Here is a 15,013-nt window from a genome sequence, read left to right on the forward strand (position 1 = left end):
TCGCGGTTTTTGGGGGGCCGGTGTTCGCCATGAACACCGGTGAAAGGCGTTACCGGCCTTCGTCGCCGGAAGACTGCATTTCCAGCTCGGCGGCTTCCGCCTCTGCCTCGGCTTCGGCTTCCGCCTCGGCCAGGCGGCGGTCGGCGCGTTGCTGTTCGGCCTTGTTGCGTTCGGCCACGACCCGGCGGGCCTGGTCGGCAAGGCCGCGCCATGTCTTGGCGGCGCGCAGATTGCGATCGCGGACGTTGTCGAGGGTGGCCTTTTCGGCTTCGGCTGCGGCCTCGCGGGCGCGCGCATCATAGAATTCGAAAGTCTGGCTCACGAAGCCTCCCGTCCAGTGGGTGGGTAAAGTAATCGCCCCGCGCCAGCCATCGGGCGGCGCGGGGCAATTCGAAAATCAGTCGGCAGCCGACAGATTGACGGCGCTGGCCTTGCCATTGCGGCCCATTTCGACTTCGTAGTTCAGGCGCTGTTCCTTATCGAGCGTCTGCATGCCAGCCGCCTGAACGGCCGAGATGTGAACGAAGCTGTCAGCCGAGCCATCGTCGGGCTGGATGAAACCATAACCCTTGTCGGAATTGAAGAATTTCACGGTGCCGGTCTTCGACATAAGATGTTCCTTTCAAGAACGTAGTAAGTGCTGCCGCGAAATGCAGCAGCGGTCGTGCGTAAAGTCGTCCAAGAAGAGGAAGTCGCCGTCTAATTTGCGCCAGGCTGCGATGGCAGTTTCTGGCGGTCGTCAAATGCCGAAGTCCGTCGCAATTTTCGACGTCAGCGCAGCGGCAATAGCAGAGATTGCCGCGATGCCCTAATTTATAATGCCCCAATCATCGGCGTGCCCGGATCATTCATCGGCAAAGGCGAACGGCACACCCGATTGGCGGTAATGGTCAAAGCGCAATTCGCGCCCCATCGGCGGGGCGGAGCGCGCGATGCATTGCGGGCGGTGGCAAAAGCGGCAGGCGATGCCGATGGGGGTCGCCTCCGCCGGATCGAACCGGTCCGCATAGGTAAGCTCGCCCGCGCGCGAATCGGCGCAGCACAGCGCCACCGCGCGGGTGATGCGCGGCGCGTCGAAGCTGCCCCCGCCCGAGATCACCGTGCGCGCAACCGAGACATAGCGTTCGCCGTCCGGCAGCTCGATGCGCTGGACCAGCACGTCGCCGGGGCGGTCGAACGCCTTGTGCACGTTCCACAGCGGACAGGCCCCGCCATGGCGGGCGAAGGGGAAACCCGCCCCGTCCAGCCGCTTCGACACATTGCCCGCGCGGTCGACACGGATGAAGAAGAAGGGCACGCCCTCCGCCCCCGGTTTCTGCAGCGTGGTCAGCCGGTGCGCGACCTGCTCATAGCTGACCTGAAATTCATAGGTCAGCGCATCGATGTCATAGCGCAGCCTTTTTGCGGCATCGAGGAACGGGCGATAGGGCATCAGCAGCGCGGCGGCCCAATACGATTCGAGCGCGCGGCGGGCCAGCACCTTGCCATTGTCGGTCTCGAACCGGCCCTCGGCAATGGCGGCCTCGATCTCCTTGCCGCATTCCAGCAGCGCGATCTGCAGCGCGAGCTGATAGCGCCGCGCCTTGTGGTCAAGCTGGCGCGAGAACAGCACGCGGCGGCGGTGATAATCGTACCAGCGGGTCGCGCCCATCAGCGTCTCGGGCGGCGCGAAGGATACCTCGATGCGGTGACGCTCGCGGATTCGCTCGATCATCGACGATACGTTGGGCAGATCCTGCGCGGCCAGCGCGGCGCTGTCGTCGAGCGCGGGGAAACAATTGCGCCGGGCGGCGAGGAAATTGCGGGCTTCCGCCACCGGGTCGGGCGCGGCGGCTCCGCCCTCACCGCCGCCCTCCCTGCGAGCCGCCAGCGCCAGTTGCTCCTCGCCATAGGCGGTGTGCAGCCGCAGCAGCGCCTCGGCGAAACCGGGGAAGCTGGTGGCGACATCGGCGACGTCGAGCGCGGGCAGGTCGATGTCGGCAAAGATCGGATCGCGCAGCACCGCCTGTAACCGCGTCGTCGTCTCCTCGCTGTCGTCATTGGCAAGGTCGGCGATGTCGATACGGTAGGTGGTCGCGATATTGAGCAGCAACTCGGCCGTGACGGGACGCTGGTTGCGCTCCATCAGCGCGATATAGCTGGGCGAGATGTCAAGATCGGCGGCCATGTTGGCCTGCGTCAGCCCCAGTTCGCGCCGCATGCGCTTGAGCCTGGGGCCGAGATAGATCGCCTTGCGCGCCATATGTTCCGATCCGCGTGTGTACAGCTTTACAACTATACAAGCAAATCCAGTAAAGTTTGACAAGGGCACACCGTGCGCGGTGTCCGGCATGCGTTTGGCATTTCACAACACTGGTCATGCCCCCGGACGATTCGGGGCCGACGAACAAATTGCATGAGGGCCAAGAACGCATGACCTACGCCGCCGAAATTCAGCGCCAGCGCGCCACCATCGCCAGCCTTGGCGAGAAATGGGCCGCGATCGATCCCGACATGGCCGCGCGCATGGCGGTGCAGAACCGCTTCCGCACCGGGCTCGACATCGCGCGTTACACTGCAAAGATCATGCGCGAGGACATGGCCGCCTATGACGCCGATCCCGCCAACTACACCCAGTCGCTGGGCTGCTGGCACGGGTTCATCGGGCAGCAGAAGATGATCTCGATCAAGAAGCATTTCGGCACCACCAAGGGGCGGTATCTGTACCTGTCCGGCTGGATGGTCGCGGCGCTTCGCAGCGAGTTCGGCCCCCTGCCCGACCAGTCGATGCACGAGAAGACCAGCGTTCCCGCGCTGATCGAGGAACTCTACACCTTCCTGCGGCAGGCCGATGCGCGCGAGCTGGGCATGATGTTCCGCGATCTGGACGCCGCCAAGGATGCGGGCGATGCGGTCACCACTCACCGCCTGCTGCGCGAGATCGACGAGCACCAGACCCATGTCGTGCCGATCATCGCCGACATCGACGCAGGCTTCGGCAATGCCGAAGCGACCTATCTGCTCGCCAAGAAGATGATCGAGGCCGGCGCCTGCGCCCTGCAGATCGAGAACCAGGTGTCGGACGAGAAGCAGTGCGGCCATCAGGACGGCAAGGTCACCGTTCCGCACGAGGACTTCTTGCAGAAGATCCGCGCGATCCGTTACGCGTTTCTTGAACTGGGGGTCGAGGACGGCATCATCGTCGCCCGCACCGACTCGCTGGGCGCGGGGCTGACCAAGCAGATCGCCTTCAGCAAGGAACCGGGCGATCTGGGCGACCAGTACAACGCGTTCCTCGATTGCGAGGAAGTCGATCCCTCGGACATCACCAACGGACAGGTCTTCATCAGCCGCGACGGCAAGCTGCTGGCGCCCAAGCGCCTGCCCTCGAACCTCTATCAGTTCCGCGCCGGGACCGGCGAGGATCGCTGCGTGCTCGACTGCATCACCGCGCTGGAGAACGGGGCGGACCTGCTGTGGATCGAGACCGAGAAGCCGCATATCGGCCAGATCGGCGGCATGGTGAACCGCATCCGCGAGGTCATTCCGAACGCCAAGCTGGTCTATAACAACTCGCCCAGCTTCAACTGGACGCTGAACTTCCGCCAGCAGGTGTTCGATGCCTGGGAGGCCGAGGGACGCGACGTGTCCGCCTATGACAGGGCAAGGCTGATGAGCGTGGATTACGACGGCACCGATCTGGCGGACGAAGCCGACGAGCGCATCCGAACCTTCCAGAAGGACGCGGCGCGGGAAGCCGGGATCTTCCACCACCTCATCACCCTGCCGACCTATCACACGGCAGCCTTGTCGACCGACAATCTCGCCCGCGAATATTTCGGCGAGGCCGGGATGCTGGGCTACGTCAAAGGCGTCCAGCGCAAGGAAATCCGCGAAGGCATCGCCTGCGTGAAGCACCAGAACATGGCCGGATCCGACATCGGTGACGACCACAAGGAAGCCTTTGCCGGTGAGGCTGCTCTGAAAGCCGGCGGCAAGGACAACACGATGAACCAGTTCGCGGCGGCCTGAACCCGCCACGCGTTACGAAGAAAGGAGACTACCAATGCCCGCACCCGCACTTGCCCGTCCGGTCTTCTCGACCGAGGATTCGCGCCTGATCCGCCGCGCCGTGGTGGAGTTCATCAAGAACAACCAGGACGATATCGAAACGCCCAAGTTCGTGAATCTGCACCACCGCCTTGGCCGGATGGGCTGAACCACGACATAAATAGAAGACGTACCGCGCCCCGGTGCCGACGCACCGGGGCCGCGCACAGGAAGGACGAATTATGCTGACCGATTTGCACCACGACGACGCGACGTCCGGCGGGGAGGCCGGGACCGTTACGCGAGCCGGGCTGCAAGTCGACCGGTCCCTGGCGAGCTTCGTGGAAAATGAAGCCATGCCGGGGACCGGCATTACCGCCGACGCCTTCTGGAAAGGTCTGGCGGACATCGCCGCCCGGTTCGAGCCGCGCAATCGCGACCTGCTGGTCACGCGCGACCGGTTGCAGGCCGAAATCGACGGGTGGCACCGCGAGAACCCCGGCGCCGCCAGCGGCGCGCCCGAGGCGTTCCTGCGCGAAATCGGCTATCTGGTGCCAGAGCCCGCGCCCTTCACCATCGGCACGACAGGCGTCGATCCCGAGATCGCCGAGGTCGCGGGCGCGCAGCTGGTCGTGCCGGTGCTGAACGCGCGGTTCCTGCTCAACGCCGCCAATGCGCGCTGGGGCAGCCTGTACGATGCGCTCTATGGCACCGATGCGCTGGATGGCACGCTGCCGCAGGGCAAGGCCTATGACGAGGCGCGCGGCGCGCAGGTCATCGCATGGGCCAAGGCTTTTCTGGACGAGGCGGTTCCGCTGGCCGAAGGGTCGTGGGACGCGTGGACCGGCGGCACACCGCAACTGGCCGATCCCGCACAATATGTCGGCATGTGCGGCGACAACATCCTGCTGCGCCACAACGGCCTGCATATCGAGCTGGTGATCGACCCCGGCCATTCGATCGGCCGGAACGACCCCGCCGGCATCGCGGATATCGAGCTGGAATCGGCACTGACCACAATCGTCGATCTGGAAGATTCGGTCGCCGCCGTCGATGCGTCCGACAAGACCGCGGCCTATCGCAACTGGCTGGGGATCGTCCGGTCCGACCTGACCGCCGAGTTCAGCAAGAACGGCGAGACGATGATCCGCCGCGCCAGCCCAGACCGGACCTATACCACCGACACAGGCGAGCTGACGCTGCCCGGGCGCAGCCTGCTGCTGGTCCGCAATGTCGGCCACCTGATGCGCAATCCCGCGATCCGCCTGCCGAACGGCAGCGAGATTCCCGAGGGCATCATGGACGCGGCGATCACCAGCCTGATCGCCCTGCATGATCTGAAGGGTCTGGGCCAGAACACCAACAGCCGCGCCGGATCGGTGTATATCGTGAAGCCCAAGATGCACGGGCCCGAGGAATGCGCGTTCACCAACGACCTGTTCAACGCGGTGGAGGACATGCTGGGCCTGACTCGCCACACCATCAAGGTCGGCGTCATGGACGAGGAGCGCCGCACCAGCGCCAATCTGGCGGCCTGCATCCATGCGGTGAAGGACCGCGTGTTCTTCATCAACACCGGCTTCCTCGACCGGACGGGGGACGAGATCCACACCTCGATGCTGGCAGGGCCGATGCTGCGCAAGGGCGCGATCAAGCAGGCGGAATGGATCAGGGCGTATGAGGATCGCAACGTCCAGATCGGGCTTGCCTGCGGCTTTTCGGGCCGCGCGCAGATCGGCAAGGGCATGTGGGCCGCGCCCGACCGGATGCAGGCGATGCTGGCCGAGAAGATCGGCCATCCGCAAAGCGGCGCGACGACCGCCTGGGTGCCCTCGCCCACGGCGGCCACGCTGCATGCCACCCATTACCACCGCTGCGACGTCGCCGCGCGGCAGGCCGAGCGCGCGAAGGAAAGCATCGCGCCGCTGTCCGCCCTGCTGACCGTGCCGCTGGCGGGCGGCGCAAACTGGTCGGAGGATGAGATTCGCGAGGAAGTCGACAACAACAGCCAGGGCATATTGGGTTATGTCGTGCGCTGGATCGATCAGGGCGTCGGCTGTTCCAAGGTGCCCGACATCCACGACGTCGGGCTTATGGAAGACCGCGCCACGCTACGCATTTCCAGCCAGCACCTTGCCAACTGGCTGGAGCATGGCGTGATCGACCGCGACATGGTCGAGGCCGCGCTGTGGCGCATGGCCGAGGTGGTGGACCGCCAGAACGCGGGCGATCCGTCCTATCAGCCGATGACGGCGCGCGGGCGCGACTGCCTGCCGATCAGGGCCTCGCGCGCGCTGATCCTCGAAGGGCGCGAGCAGCCCAGCGGCTATACCGAACCGGTTCTGCACCGCCTGCGCGCAGAGGCCAAGCACGGCTGAGATTTGCTTCGGAAGGAGAGCCCGAAGCATCCCGCCCGCGCTGGACCCGGACATCATCCGGCGACCGGCGCGGGCGGATTTTCATGATCGTTCGAAGGCGGCGGGGCAAAAGCCTGTCCGCCGCCCTTGGGCCTTCGCCCGCCAGCCGCTAACCCGCTGTCAGTGGATTCGCATATTGTCATAGGTCAGGACGCGCACGGGGCAGATGTGCGCGTCGATATGGAGGAGCTGCTCGCCACGCGCCTGCTGGTGCAAGGCAATTCCGGCTCGGGCAAGTCGCACCTGCTGCGCCGCCTGCTGGAAGAGAGCGCGGGCATGGTGCAGCAGATCATCATCGACCCTGAGGGCGACTTCGCCTCGCTGTCCGATCATTTCGGCCATGTGGTGATCGATGCCAGCGCGCATTCGGCGGCGGAGATCGTGGCGCTGGCCGCCCGGGTGCGCGAGCACCGGGCCTCGGTCGTGCTGGGGCTGGACGGGCTGGACGTCGAATTGCAGATCCGCTGTTCGGCGCAGTTCCTGAATGCCTTGTTCGATGCTCCGCGCGAACACTGGTTTCCCGCGCTGGTCGTGGTGGACGAGGCGCAGATGTTCGCCCCCTCCGCCAGCGGCGAGATGGCCGAGGATACGCGCCGCCTGTCGCTGGGCGCGATGACGAATCTGATGTGCCGGGGCCGCAAGCGCGGCCTTGCGGGCATCGTCGCGACGCAGCGGCTGGCCAAGCTGGCCAAGAACGTCGCGGCGGAGGCGTCGAACTTTCTGATGGGGCGCACATTCCTCGACATCGACATGCAGCGCGCCGCCGATTTGCTGGGCATGGAACGCAGGCAGGCCGAGCAGATCCGCGATCTTGAGCGCGGGCGATTCCTGGGCCTTGGTCCCGCGATCACCCGCCGCCCGGTGGCGATCAGGATCGGGCCGGTGAAATCGGGATCGCGGGTCAATGCCAGCGCGCTGGTCCCGCTGCCCTCCGCCGCGCCCGAGGAGATGGAAGCGCTGCTGCACAAGGAGCTGGACAAGGCTCTTCCCCCGCCGCCCCCTCCCCCGCCGCCGCGGCAGGATCCGGAGGAACTGGCTCGCCGCATGCAGCCTGCCGCCGCCCAGCCGCGCGCCGTTTCGGGCGGGCCTGCCGCGCCAGCCGCACCTGCCGCGAACGACGAGATGCTGGAAGAGATCCTGGCCGATCTGGCGAGCGATGCGACCATCACCTTCCAGCCCGCCGCCAGCCAGTTCCAGAGCTTCATGATGGCCTGCCGCCGCAGGGGCGCGACCGCCGCGCTGCTGGACATGGCGGCGTTCCGGCGGCGCTTCGCCATCGCGGTCGCAGGGCTGGACGGGCTGGACGAGGACATGCGCGAGCGTGTGCTGGAACTGGGCACGCAGGTCGACGACGATCTGCTCGCGCCCTTCCTGCTGATCGCGCGATCGGCGGCGCAGGGCATGGAATCGCCTGACGAAGAGGAATTGTCGCGCGCCTATGGCACCAGCTCTCCGGGCCGCATCCGGCGGCTGCTGGAGCATCTGGAACGCAAGGGCCTTATCGTCACGCGCGAGGATTACGGCGGCGGGCGCACGATCAACGTGCCCGGCTTAGAGCTGGCCTAGGCCTCTTCGACCCAGCCCTTGCGCAGGCCCGGCCCCGCAAGTAGCATCAGCACGCCCGCCAGCAGGTAGAGCGACAGGCCGAACAGCATCGAATAGCGCAGCGCCTCGTCCCCATAGACCGGCACCAGCAGGGTCGAGACCTGACCCAGCGCATAGATGCCTCCGCCGAGGCCAATGAGATTGTTGATCAGCAGGAACAGCGCCGAAGCGGTCGCCCGCGCGGGCGGAGGGACGAGGTGCTGCACCGCCGACAGCACCGGCCCCAGCCACACATAGACCAGCGCCTGCGGCACGATGAACAGCGCAAAGGCGAGCAGCACGCTGCCGCTCATGATGCCGAGCGCGAACAAGGGTGCGCCGATCAGGAACGCGCCCGCCGGCACCCATGCGAACCACGCCCGGTCGCGTCCGCCCAGCCGGTCGCTGATCCAGCCGCCCAGCAACATGCCCGCCACGCCGCCGATCAGCAGGACGAGGCCGAAGAACCACGCCGATTGCATCAGGTCGAGCCCGAAGCTTCTCTGCAGCAGGCTGGGCAGCCAGAAGGCGAGGCCATAGCCGCACATCGAGCTGGATGCCGCGCCAAAGGACAGGAACCAGAACGCGGGCTTCCTGGCCAGCAGGCGGGCGGTGTCGGCAAGGCGGGGCTTGGCCATCACCGGCTCGCCCGGTGCGACCTGCGGGCGGTTGTCGCGTACCAGCAGGCGGAAGACGGGGGCAATGATGATGCCAAGCACGCCGACCACCAGAAACGCCATGCGCCAGTCGACCCGCGCCGCGATATAGCCGCCCGCCAGCACGCCCGCCGCCGATCCCAGCGGGATGCCCAGCGAATAGACCGACAGCGCGAAGGCCCGCCGGTTCGACGGGAAGTAATCCCCAATCAGCGCATAGGAAGGCGCGACGCCCCCCGCCTCTCCGATGCCGACGCCCAGCCGCGCGAGGAAGATGTGCCAGAACCCCTGCGCCAGCGCGCAGGCCGCGGTAAAGCCGCTCCACAGCACCAGCGACACGGTGATGACCCAGCTGCGGCTGGTTCGGTCGGCCAGCGCGGCCAGCGGCACCGCCAGCGTGGAATAGAGCAGCGCGAAGGCCAGCCCGCCGAGGATGCCCATCTGCGCATCCGACAGGTCGAGATCCGCCTGAATCGGTGCGGCGAGGATCGCCAGGATCTGCCGGTCGATGAAGTTGAAGATATAGACGACCAGCAGCATCGCCAGCACCACGTTCGGGCGCGACTTGCGGGCGGCGCTCGTGGGTGCAGTCATGGGGGCGGCTGCGGTCATGCGCGGAAACCCATTATGCGTAATGCTCCGTGAGGAAGGCCTGAATTGCCGTGCGCGCCGCCGGTTCGTCCAGCAAGGGGGTGTGACCGCGCTCGGGCACTTCGGCCGAGGCGTAGGGACCTTCGTGGCGTTCGCCCATCTTTGACACCGTCTCGCCGGTGATCAGATCGCTGGTCGCCCCGCGCACCACCAGCACCGGCAGCCCGTCCATCGCCTGCCATAAAGGCCACAGATCGACCTGTTCGCTCTCACCCTGAAGCGGGACCGCGATGGCGGGGTCATAGTCGAATTCGACCCCCGCGGCGCTCTCGCGGCAGGTGCGCCTGGCGAATGCCATCCAGTCCTCATCGGTGAAGCCGGGAAACACCCGCCCGTTCACCGCGCGGCAGGCCGCCGCCGCCTCGTCCCAGTCGGCGAAGGGGCCGGACTTGCCGACATAGCTTCCGATCCGGTCCAGCGCATCAGGCTCAAGATGCGCGCCGACATCGTTGAGGATGACGGGGCCGATGCGGCTGGGCAATTCGCGCGATCGTCCGCGGTTCATCGCCGCCATCGCCATCGCCACCAGCCCGCCCATCGACGTGCCGATCAGGCCCGCGCTCTCGATACCCAGCCCGTCCATCAGCGCGAACATGTCCTGCGCATAGACGGCGGGGCTGTAATGCGCGGGTTCGGGATCGCGGTCCGACAGGCCGCGCCCCCGCACGTCGGGCACGATCAGCCGGTATCCGCCCCCCTTCCGGCTGGCCGCCCAGGGCAGCAGCCATTCGATCAGCGGTTCGAAATCCGCGCTGTTGCGGGTCAGCGCATGCATCAGCAGCAGGGGGCGGGCGTCGGGGCTGCCGCCGGGATAGTCCCGCGCAAACAGCTCCAGCCGCCCGTCCGCGCTGCGGAAGCGGTGGGAACGATAGGCCGTCATCCGATCCTCGCCGTCAGAGGATCAGAAGCGCACTTCGCCGGTGACGAACACGCGGCGCGGATCGCCGTAAAAGCCCGTCACATTTCGCTCGAACCCAAGCTGGGTGTTGTAGACGAAGTCATAGCCCGCCACGACATAGCGCTTGTCGAACAGGTTCTTGCCGTGCAGCCCGATCGAGAACCGGTCGGAATCGTCGGTATAGACGATGCTGGCATTGGCCAGGGCAAAGCCGTCCTGGTCGAGGAAGGGCGTCGGCAGTTCGAACTGCTGCGCGTCGCTGCGCATCGAGACCGAGCCGATCAGATCGAGCATGCCCGAGGCCACCGGCAGGCCAAGGTCAAAGCCCCAGTTGGCAGTGAATTCGGGCGTGTTCTGGATCTCCGCCGTGTCGGAGAAATCGATGCCCGACACGATGAATTCATTGTACTTGCCGTCGATGTAACCCAGCGCCCAGTTGATGTTCAGGCGGCTGCCCAACCCTGCGAAATCGCGGCCCAGCAGGGCATTGCCCTCGAACTCGATACCGTTGATATCGGCCCCGCCCGCATTGGTGGTGATGCCCGCGAACGTATCGGCGATGCCGTCGCCATTGGTGTCGACGCCGGCCGATCCCGGCACCTGCACGTCCTTGTAGTTCGAGATGAACCCGGCAAGGCTGACGTTCAGGCGGTTGTCCAGCAGCGATGCCTTCCAGCCCAGTTCGAAGCTGTCGACCGTTTCCGGATCGAATAGCATGTACTGGTAGATCTCGTCATAGCTGACGGTGCCATTGCCATCGAGGTCGGTGGCATTGCTGGTCTGGCCGCGCGGGTCGAAGCCGCCGCCCTTGAAGCCGCGCGAATAGGTGAAGTAGAAATTCTGGTCGGGCGTCGGCTGAAAGCTGATCGACGCGCGCGGCGTGAATTCCTTGAATGTCGCGCTGTCGTCGAAATCCGACGTGACCGCGATGGGGATGGAGCCGTCGGCGAACAGGTCGGAATAGCCGCCGATGAAGGTCGTGCGCAGCACGCGCGAGGACCGCTTGTCATAGGTATAGCGACCGCCCAGCGACAGGCTGAGCCGGTCGGTCAGCTCGTAGGTGAAGTCGCCGAAGATCGACCATGTCTCGGTATTCACATCGCCAAAGGTCTGCGCCGTCAGGCCCGGCAGACCGATCGCCTGCCCGGTCTGCCAGACCGCCGCGTCAAATGCGGTGAGCGCATTGGCGTTGAGGTAATAGGCCCCCAGCACGCCCGACAGACGGTCGCTTTCGTACAGGAATTGCAATTCCTGGCTGAACTGGTCGTTCTCGTAGATCGCGGGCACGTCGAGATCGACGACCGGCAGGCTGTCGAAGTCGATCGGCGTGGTCGACTTGTCTTCGCGGTAGCCGGTGATCGACTTCAGCGTAATGGTGTCCGACAGTTCGAACGCCATGTTGAGCGCGCCGCCATAGGCCTCGACCTCCTGCTCCACGACATTCAGCCCGGCGCGGGTGTCATAGACATCGTCCAGCACCGGCGCATTGCTGAAGGCCGGGTTGCCGGGCAGGAAGCGGTGGCCCTGCCGGGGGTCGGAATTGTCCTTCACATAGTCGCCCGACAGGCGCGCGAAAAAGGCGCCGCTTTCGAACTCCATCGTGCCGCGCGCGGCCCAGACGTCCTTGTTGTAGTTCTCCACCCCGTCGAGCACGAGATTGTCGCCGTAACCGCCGCGCGACAGGCGCGCCCCGCTGGCGCCGATGCGCAGATTGTCGCCGATCGGCGTGGAGGCGGTGACGATCACGTCGGCCTGGTCGTAATTGCCATAGGTGCCGCGGACCTTGACCTGGGTCTGGTCGGGCAGGCGCGCGGTCACATATTTGATCGCGCCGCCGATGGTGTTGCGGCCATAGAGCGTGCCCTGCGGACCGCGCAGCACCTCGATCCGTTCGACGTCATAGACATCGAGCACGGCAGCCTGCGGACGGTTGAGATAGACATCGTCGACATAGAGGCCGACGCCCGCCTCGAACCCGGCGACCGGATCCTGCTGACCCACGCCGCGGATAAAGGCGCTGAGCGTGGTGTTGGTGCCGCGCGATACTTCCAGCGTCAGGTTGGGGACCTGCTCGCCGAGCTGCTCGATGGTCTGCGTGCCCTGCTTGGCCAGCGCCTCTCCGCTGATCGCGGTGACCGAGATCGGAACGTCGATCAGACGCTCCTCGCGCCGGCGGGCGGTGACGACGATCATGCCGTTGTCATCGGCCGGTCCCTCTACCACGCTGGGTTCCGCGACGGCGTCGGCATCCATGTCCTGCGCATGGGCGGCAGGCGCGGCAAGCGTGGCGGCGATGATGAAAGCGCAAGCGGTCGTGTGGCGCAGAGTCGTGCGGCGCGGATTGGCCCTAAGCATCCGGTAATCTCCCAAGAAACCTTTGTTATTGACGCCTTCAATATTGAAACTTGAACCACCTTTCAACTTAATATTTTTGCCAAGCGCGTTTTTGCGCGTTAGCCACGGTGTCGATGGACATCGAAAGCCCTTCCGATCCGGACGCCCTGCCCGGCGGCAAACAGCCACGGACCGAACGCGGACGAAAGACGCTGCGCAAGCTGCTCGACGCCGCCGCGCTGGAGTTCGGAGAGAAGGGTTTTCACGAAGCCTCGATCAGCGGCATCACCAGCCGCGCAGGGATGGCGCTGGGCAGTTTCTACACCTATTTCGACAGCAAGGATTCGCTGTTCCGCGCGCTTGTGAACGATCTGTCGGGCCGCGTCGGGATAGAGGCGGGCAAGGCATTGGCCGAGAGCCGGGACGCGCTGGGATCGGAACGCGCGGCCTTCAGCGCATTCTTCGATTTCGCGCGCGAGCATCAGGAAATCTACCGCATCATCGACGAGGCGGAGTTCGTCGATCCGGCCAGCTTTCGCCAGCATTACGAATCGGCCGCGCAGCGCATCCACGAACGGCTGCGGCGGGGCATGGCATCGGGGGAACTGCGCGACGATCTGGATGAGGCGAGCGCGTGGGCGATCATGGGGATGAACGTGTTCCTGGGCCTGAAATACGCGATCTGGTCGGGCGACCGGTCCACCGCCGACATCGCCGCCGTGGCGAACGCGCTGCTGGAAAAGGGCATCGTGAAGCGCTGAGGCGCGGGATCCGCGGCTTCACGATATATTCGCATTCAGGCGCGATTTATATTCGCCTTGGCAGCCTTGGCAGCCTTGGCAGCCTTGGCAATCGGAAGCGCTGCGCATGATCCGGCGGGGCGGGCCGAAGGGGGGAATCGATGAAGCACTGGGGCGTTTTCGCAAGTCTGGTCGCGCTGTCCGCAGGTCTGGCCGCCGCACCCCCAATCGAAACCGCCCGCGCGCAGGATGCCAGCGATCCGACGGGCGAGAGCCAGCAGGGCGATGTCGCGGTCACCATCTACAACGGCGATATCGCTCTGGTGCAGGACGTGCGCGATCTGTCGTTTCCCCGCGGCCGCACCCGCATCGAATTTCCCGACGTCTCCAGCCGCATCCGTCCCGAAACGCTGAGTTTTTCGGCCGAAAACACCGGCATCGTGGAGCAGAACTTCGATTTCGACCTGCTGACCCCGTCCAAGCTGATGGAAAAGGCGGTGGGCGAGACGATCACGCTGATCCGCACCAATCCCGCCACCGGCGCCGAAACGCGCGAGCGGGCCAAGGTGCTGTCGGTCGCGGGCGGCGTGGTGGTGCAGATCGGCGACCGGATCGAGGTGCTGCGCGACGACGGCCTGCCGGTGCGCGCCGTGTTCGACCGCGTGCCCGACGGGCTGCGCGCGCGGCCCACCCTGTCGGTGTCGGTCGATTCGGGCGCGTCGGGCCGCCGCCCGGCCTCGATCCGCTATCTGACCACCGGGCTCGGCTGGAACGCCGATTACGTGTCGCTCTATGACGAAGCATCGGGCGCGCTCGACATGCAGGGCTGGGTCACGCTGACCAACAACACCGGCACGACTTTCGAGGATGCGAAGACCGTGCTGGTCGCGGGCGATCCGTCGACCGGGCGGAACAACAACATACGCGGCGGCTATGCGCCCCCGCCTCCGCCGCGTCCGCCGCAGGGCACGGTGCGCTCCATCGGCACCGAGACCGCCGACCGCGAGCGGCTGGCCGATTACTACCTCTATCCGCTGGATGCGCGCACCACGATTGCCAATGCGCAGACCAAGCAGGTCAGCTTCATGGACGTGCAGGGCGTGCCCGCGCGCAAGATCTATGCCCGCACGCTGGACTGGCTGGCGAGCGACAGCGACCCGGTGCAGGTGGAAAGCCGGCTGGCGTTCTCCTCCTCGCGCGAAGGCGGTCTCGGCGATGCGCTGCCCGCCGGGACCGTGCGCTTTTATCAGCGCGACGCGCAGGGCACGCCGCAATTCATCGGCGAGGACCGCATCGGCCACACCCCGATGGGCAGCGAGATGAGCCTGAAGCTGGGCGATGCGTTCGACATCGCGGTGCAGGCGGCGGTCACGGAGCGCACCCGCATCGCTTCGGACGAATATGCCCGCTCCGCCCGGTACCGCGTGATTACGGACGGCGAGATACGCGAGATCGAGGTCCAGCGCGCGCAGACCTTCTATCGCACCGCGATGCAATACCGCGTCACCAACGCCAAGCCGCAGCCCGTCACGGTCGAGGTCGCGCAGGCAGGGCTGGATCGCGGCTGGTGGAGCCACGACTTCCGCGTGGTGAGCGAGAGCATCGAGGGCGAGCAGGTCAATCTCGACAAGAGGCAATGGTCGGTGCCCGTCCCCGCCAATGGCGAGACGGTGCTGACCGTGGTGTACGAGACGCGCTACTAGG

The 15,013-nt window shown here is 65.9% G+C and carries 12 protein-coding genes; 6 read left to right on the forward strand and 6 right to left on the reverse strand.

Annotated elements, in window-relative coordinates; all coding sequences use genetic code 11:
- Window positions 1-49: 49 nt before the first annotated feature.
- From AC4FIJ_RS02565 to AC4FIJ_RS02575, 3 genes are all read right to left on the reverse strand, one after another.
- Entirely contained in the window at window positions 50-322 is a 273-nt protein-coding gene (locus AC4FIJ_RS02565; RefSeq protein ID WP_490335155.1) for a hypothetical protein, read from the reverse strand.
- A 75-nt stretch (window positions 323-397) separates the two neighbouring features.
- Window positions 398-610: a cold-shock protein gene (locus tag AC4FIJ_RS02570; RefSeq protein WP_066842888.1), complete on the reverse strand. Its 213-nt coding sequence runs from the start codon at window positions 608-610 to the stop codon at window positions 398-400.
- A 234-nt stretch (window positions 611-844) separates the two neighbouring features.
- Complete coding sequence (locus AC4FIJ_RS02575) at window positions 845-2,242, reverse strand: helix-turn-helix domain-containing protein (protein ID WP_490335156.1); 1,398 nt, start codon at window positions 2,240-2,242, stop codon at window positions 845-847.
- A gap of 170 nt (window positions 2,243-2,412) precedes the next feature.
- Here AC4FIJ_RS02575 and AC4FIJ_RS02580 point away from each other — a divergent pair, with 170 nt between their 5' ends.
- The 4 genes from AC4FIJ_RS02580 to AC4FIJ_RS02595 all read left to right on the forward strand — a co-directional run bounded on the left by AC4FIJ_RS02580 (window position 2,413) and on the right by AC4FIJ_RS02595 (window position 8,012).
- A complete protein-coding gene (locus AC4FIJ_RS02580; protein WP_490335157.1) occupies window positions 2,413-4,011 on the forward strand; it encodes an isocitrate lyase in 1,599 nt (532 codons plus the stop codon).
- Between the two features lie 34 nt (window positions 4,012-4,045).
- Window positions 4,046-4,198, forward strand: a complete 153-nt coding sequence (locus AC4FIJ_RS02585) for a hypothetical protein (RefSeq protein WP_185884015.1) — start codon at window positions 4,046-4,048, stop codon at window positions 4,196-4,198.
- A gap of 73 nt (window positions 4,199-4,271) precedes the next feature.
- Complete coding sequence (locus AC4FIJ_RS02590) at window positions 4,272-6,407, forward strand: malate synthase G (RefSeq protein ID WP_490335158.1); 2,136 nt, start codon at window positions 4,272-4,274, stop codon at window positions 6,405-6,407.
- 162 nt (window positions 6,408-6,569) lie between these two features.
- Window positions 6,570-8,012 (forward strand): helicase HerA domain-containing protein, encoded by a 1,443-nt coding sequence (locus tag AC4FIJ_RS02595; protein ID WP_490335159.1) that lies wholly within the window; start codon window positions 6,570-6,572, stop codon window positions 8,010-8,012.
- On the opposite strand, the gene AC4FIJ_RS02600 is transcribed toward AC4FIJ_RS02595, so the two are convergent.
- The 3 genes from AC4FIJ_RS02600 to AC4FIJ_RS02610 are packed head-to-tail and all read right to left on the reverse strand — an operon-like array spanning window position 8,009 to window position 12,590.
- Window positions 8,009-9,298 carry a spinster family MFS transporter gene (locus AC4FIJ_RS02600; protein ID WP_490335160.1) on the reverse strand — a complete coding sequence of 430 codons (1,290 nt, stop codon included), beginning with the start codon at window positions 9,296-9,298 and terminating at the stop codon, window positions 8,009-8,011. The two genes, AC4FIJ_RS02595 and AC4FIJ_RS02600, sit on opposite strands and share 4 nt — an antisense overlap.
- A 13-nt stretch (window positions 9,299-9,311) precedes the next feature.
- On the reverse strand, window positions 9,312-10,217 hold the full coding sequence (locus tag AC4FIJ_RS02605; protein ID WP_490335161.1) for an alpha/beta fold hydrolase: 906 nt from the start codon (window positions 10,215-10,217) through the stop codon (window positions 9,312-9,314).
- Between the two features lie 21 nt (window positions 10,218-10,238).
- Window positions 10,239-12,590, reverse strand: coding sequence for a TonB-dependent receptor (locus AC4FIJ_RS02610; protein ID WP_490335162.1), 2,352 nt, complete (start codon window positions 12,588-12,590; stop codon window positions 10,239-10,241).
- Between the two features lie 113 nt (window positions 12,591-12,703).
- On the opposite strand from AC4FIJ_RS02610, the gene AC4FIJ_RS02615 reads away from it, so the two are divergent.
- Both AC4FIJ_RS02615 and AC4FIJ_RS02620 read left to right on the forward strand, forming a co-directional pair.
- Window positions 12,704-13,330, forward strand: coding sequence for a TetR/AcrR family transcriptional regulator (locus AC4FIJ_RS02615; RefSeq protein WP_490335163.1), 627 nt, complete (start codon window positions 12,704-12,706; stop codon window positions 13,328-13,330).
- Window positions 13,331-13,470: 140 nt separating this feature from the next.
- Window positions 13,471-15,012, forward strand: a complete 1,542-nt coding sequence (locus tag AC4FIJ_RS02620; RefSeq protein ID WP_490335164.1) for a DUF4139 domain-containing protein — start codon at window positions 13,471-13,473, stop codon at window positions 15,010-15,012.
- Window position 15,013 lies beyond the last annotated feature (1 nt).

This window comes from Croceicoccus sp., assembly GCF_983967925.1.

Coding starts and splice junctions, on each gene's coding strand:
- AC4FIJ_RS02570 (WP_066842888.1), bottom strand. CDS start 610: ATGTCGAAGACCGGCACCGTGAAATTCTTCAATTCCGACAAGGGTTAT.
- AC4FIJ_RS02575 (WP_490335156.1), bottom strand. CDS start 2,242: ATGGCGCGCAAGGCGATCTATCTCGGCCCCAGGCTCAAGCGCATGCGG.
- AC4FIJ_RS02580 (WP_490335157.1), top strand. CDS start 2,413: ATGACCTACGCCGCCGAAATTCAGCGCCAGCGCGCCACCATCGCCAGC.
- AC4FIJ_RS02585 (WP_185884015.1), top strand. CDS start 4,046: ATGCCCGCACCCGCACTTGCCCGTCCGGTCTTCTCGACCGAGGATTCG.
- AC4FIJ_RS02590 (WP_490335158.1), top strand. CDS start 4,272: ATGCTGACCGATTTGCACCACGACGACGCGACGTCCGGCGGGGAGGCC.
- AC4FIJ_RS02600 (WP_490335160.1), bottom strand. CDS start 9,298: ATGACCGCAGCCGCCCCCATGACTGCACCCACGAGCGCCGCCCGCAAG.
- AC4FIJ_RS02605 (WP_490335161.1), bottom strand. CDS start 10,217: ATGACGGCCTATCGTTCCCACCGCTTCCGCAGCGCGGACGGGCGGCTG.
- AC4FIJ_RS02610 (WP_490335162.1), bottom strand. CDS start 12,590: ATGCTTAGGGCCAATCCGCGCCGCACGACTCTGCGCCACACGACCGCT.
- AC4FIJ_RS02615 (WP_490335163.1), top strand. CDS start 12,704: ATGGACATCGAAAGCCCTTCCGATCCGGACGCCCTGCCCGGCGGCAAA.
- AC4FIJ_RS02620 (WP_490335164.1), top strand. CDS start 13,471: ATGAAGCACTGGGGCGTTTTCGCAAGTCTGGTCGCGCTGTCCGCAGGT.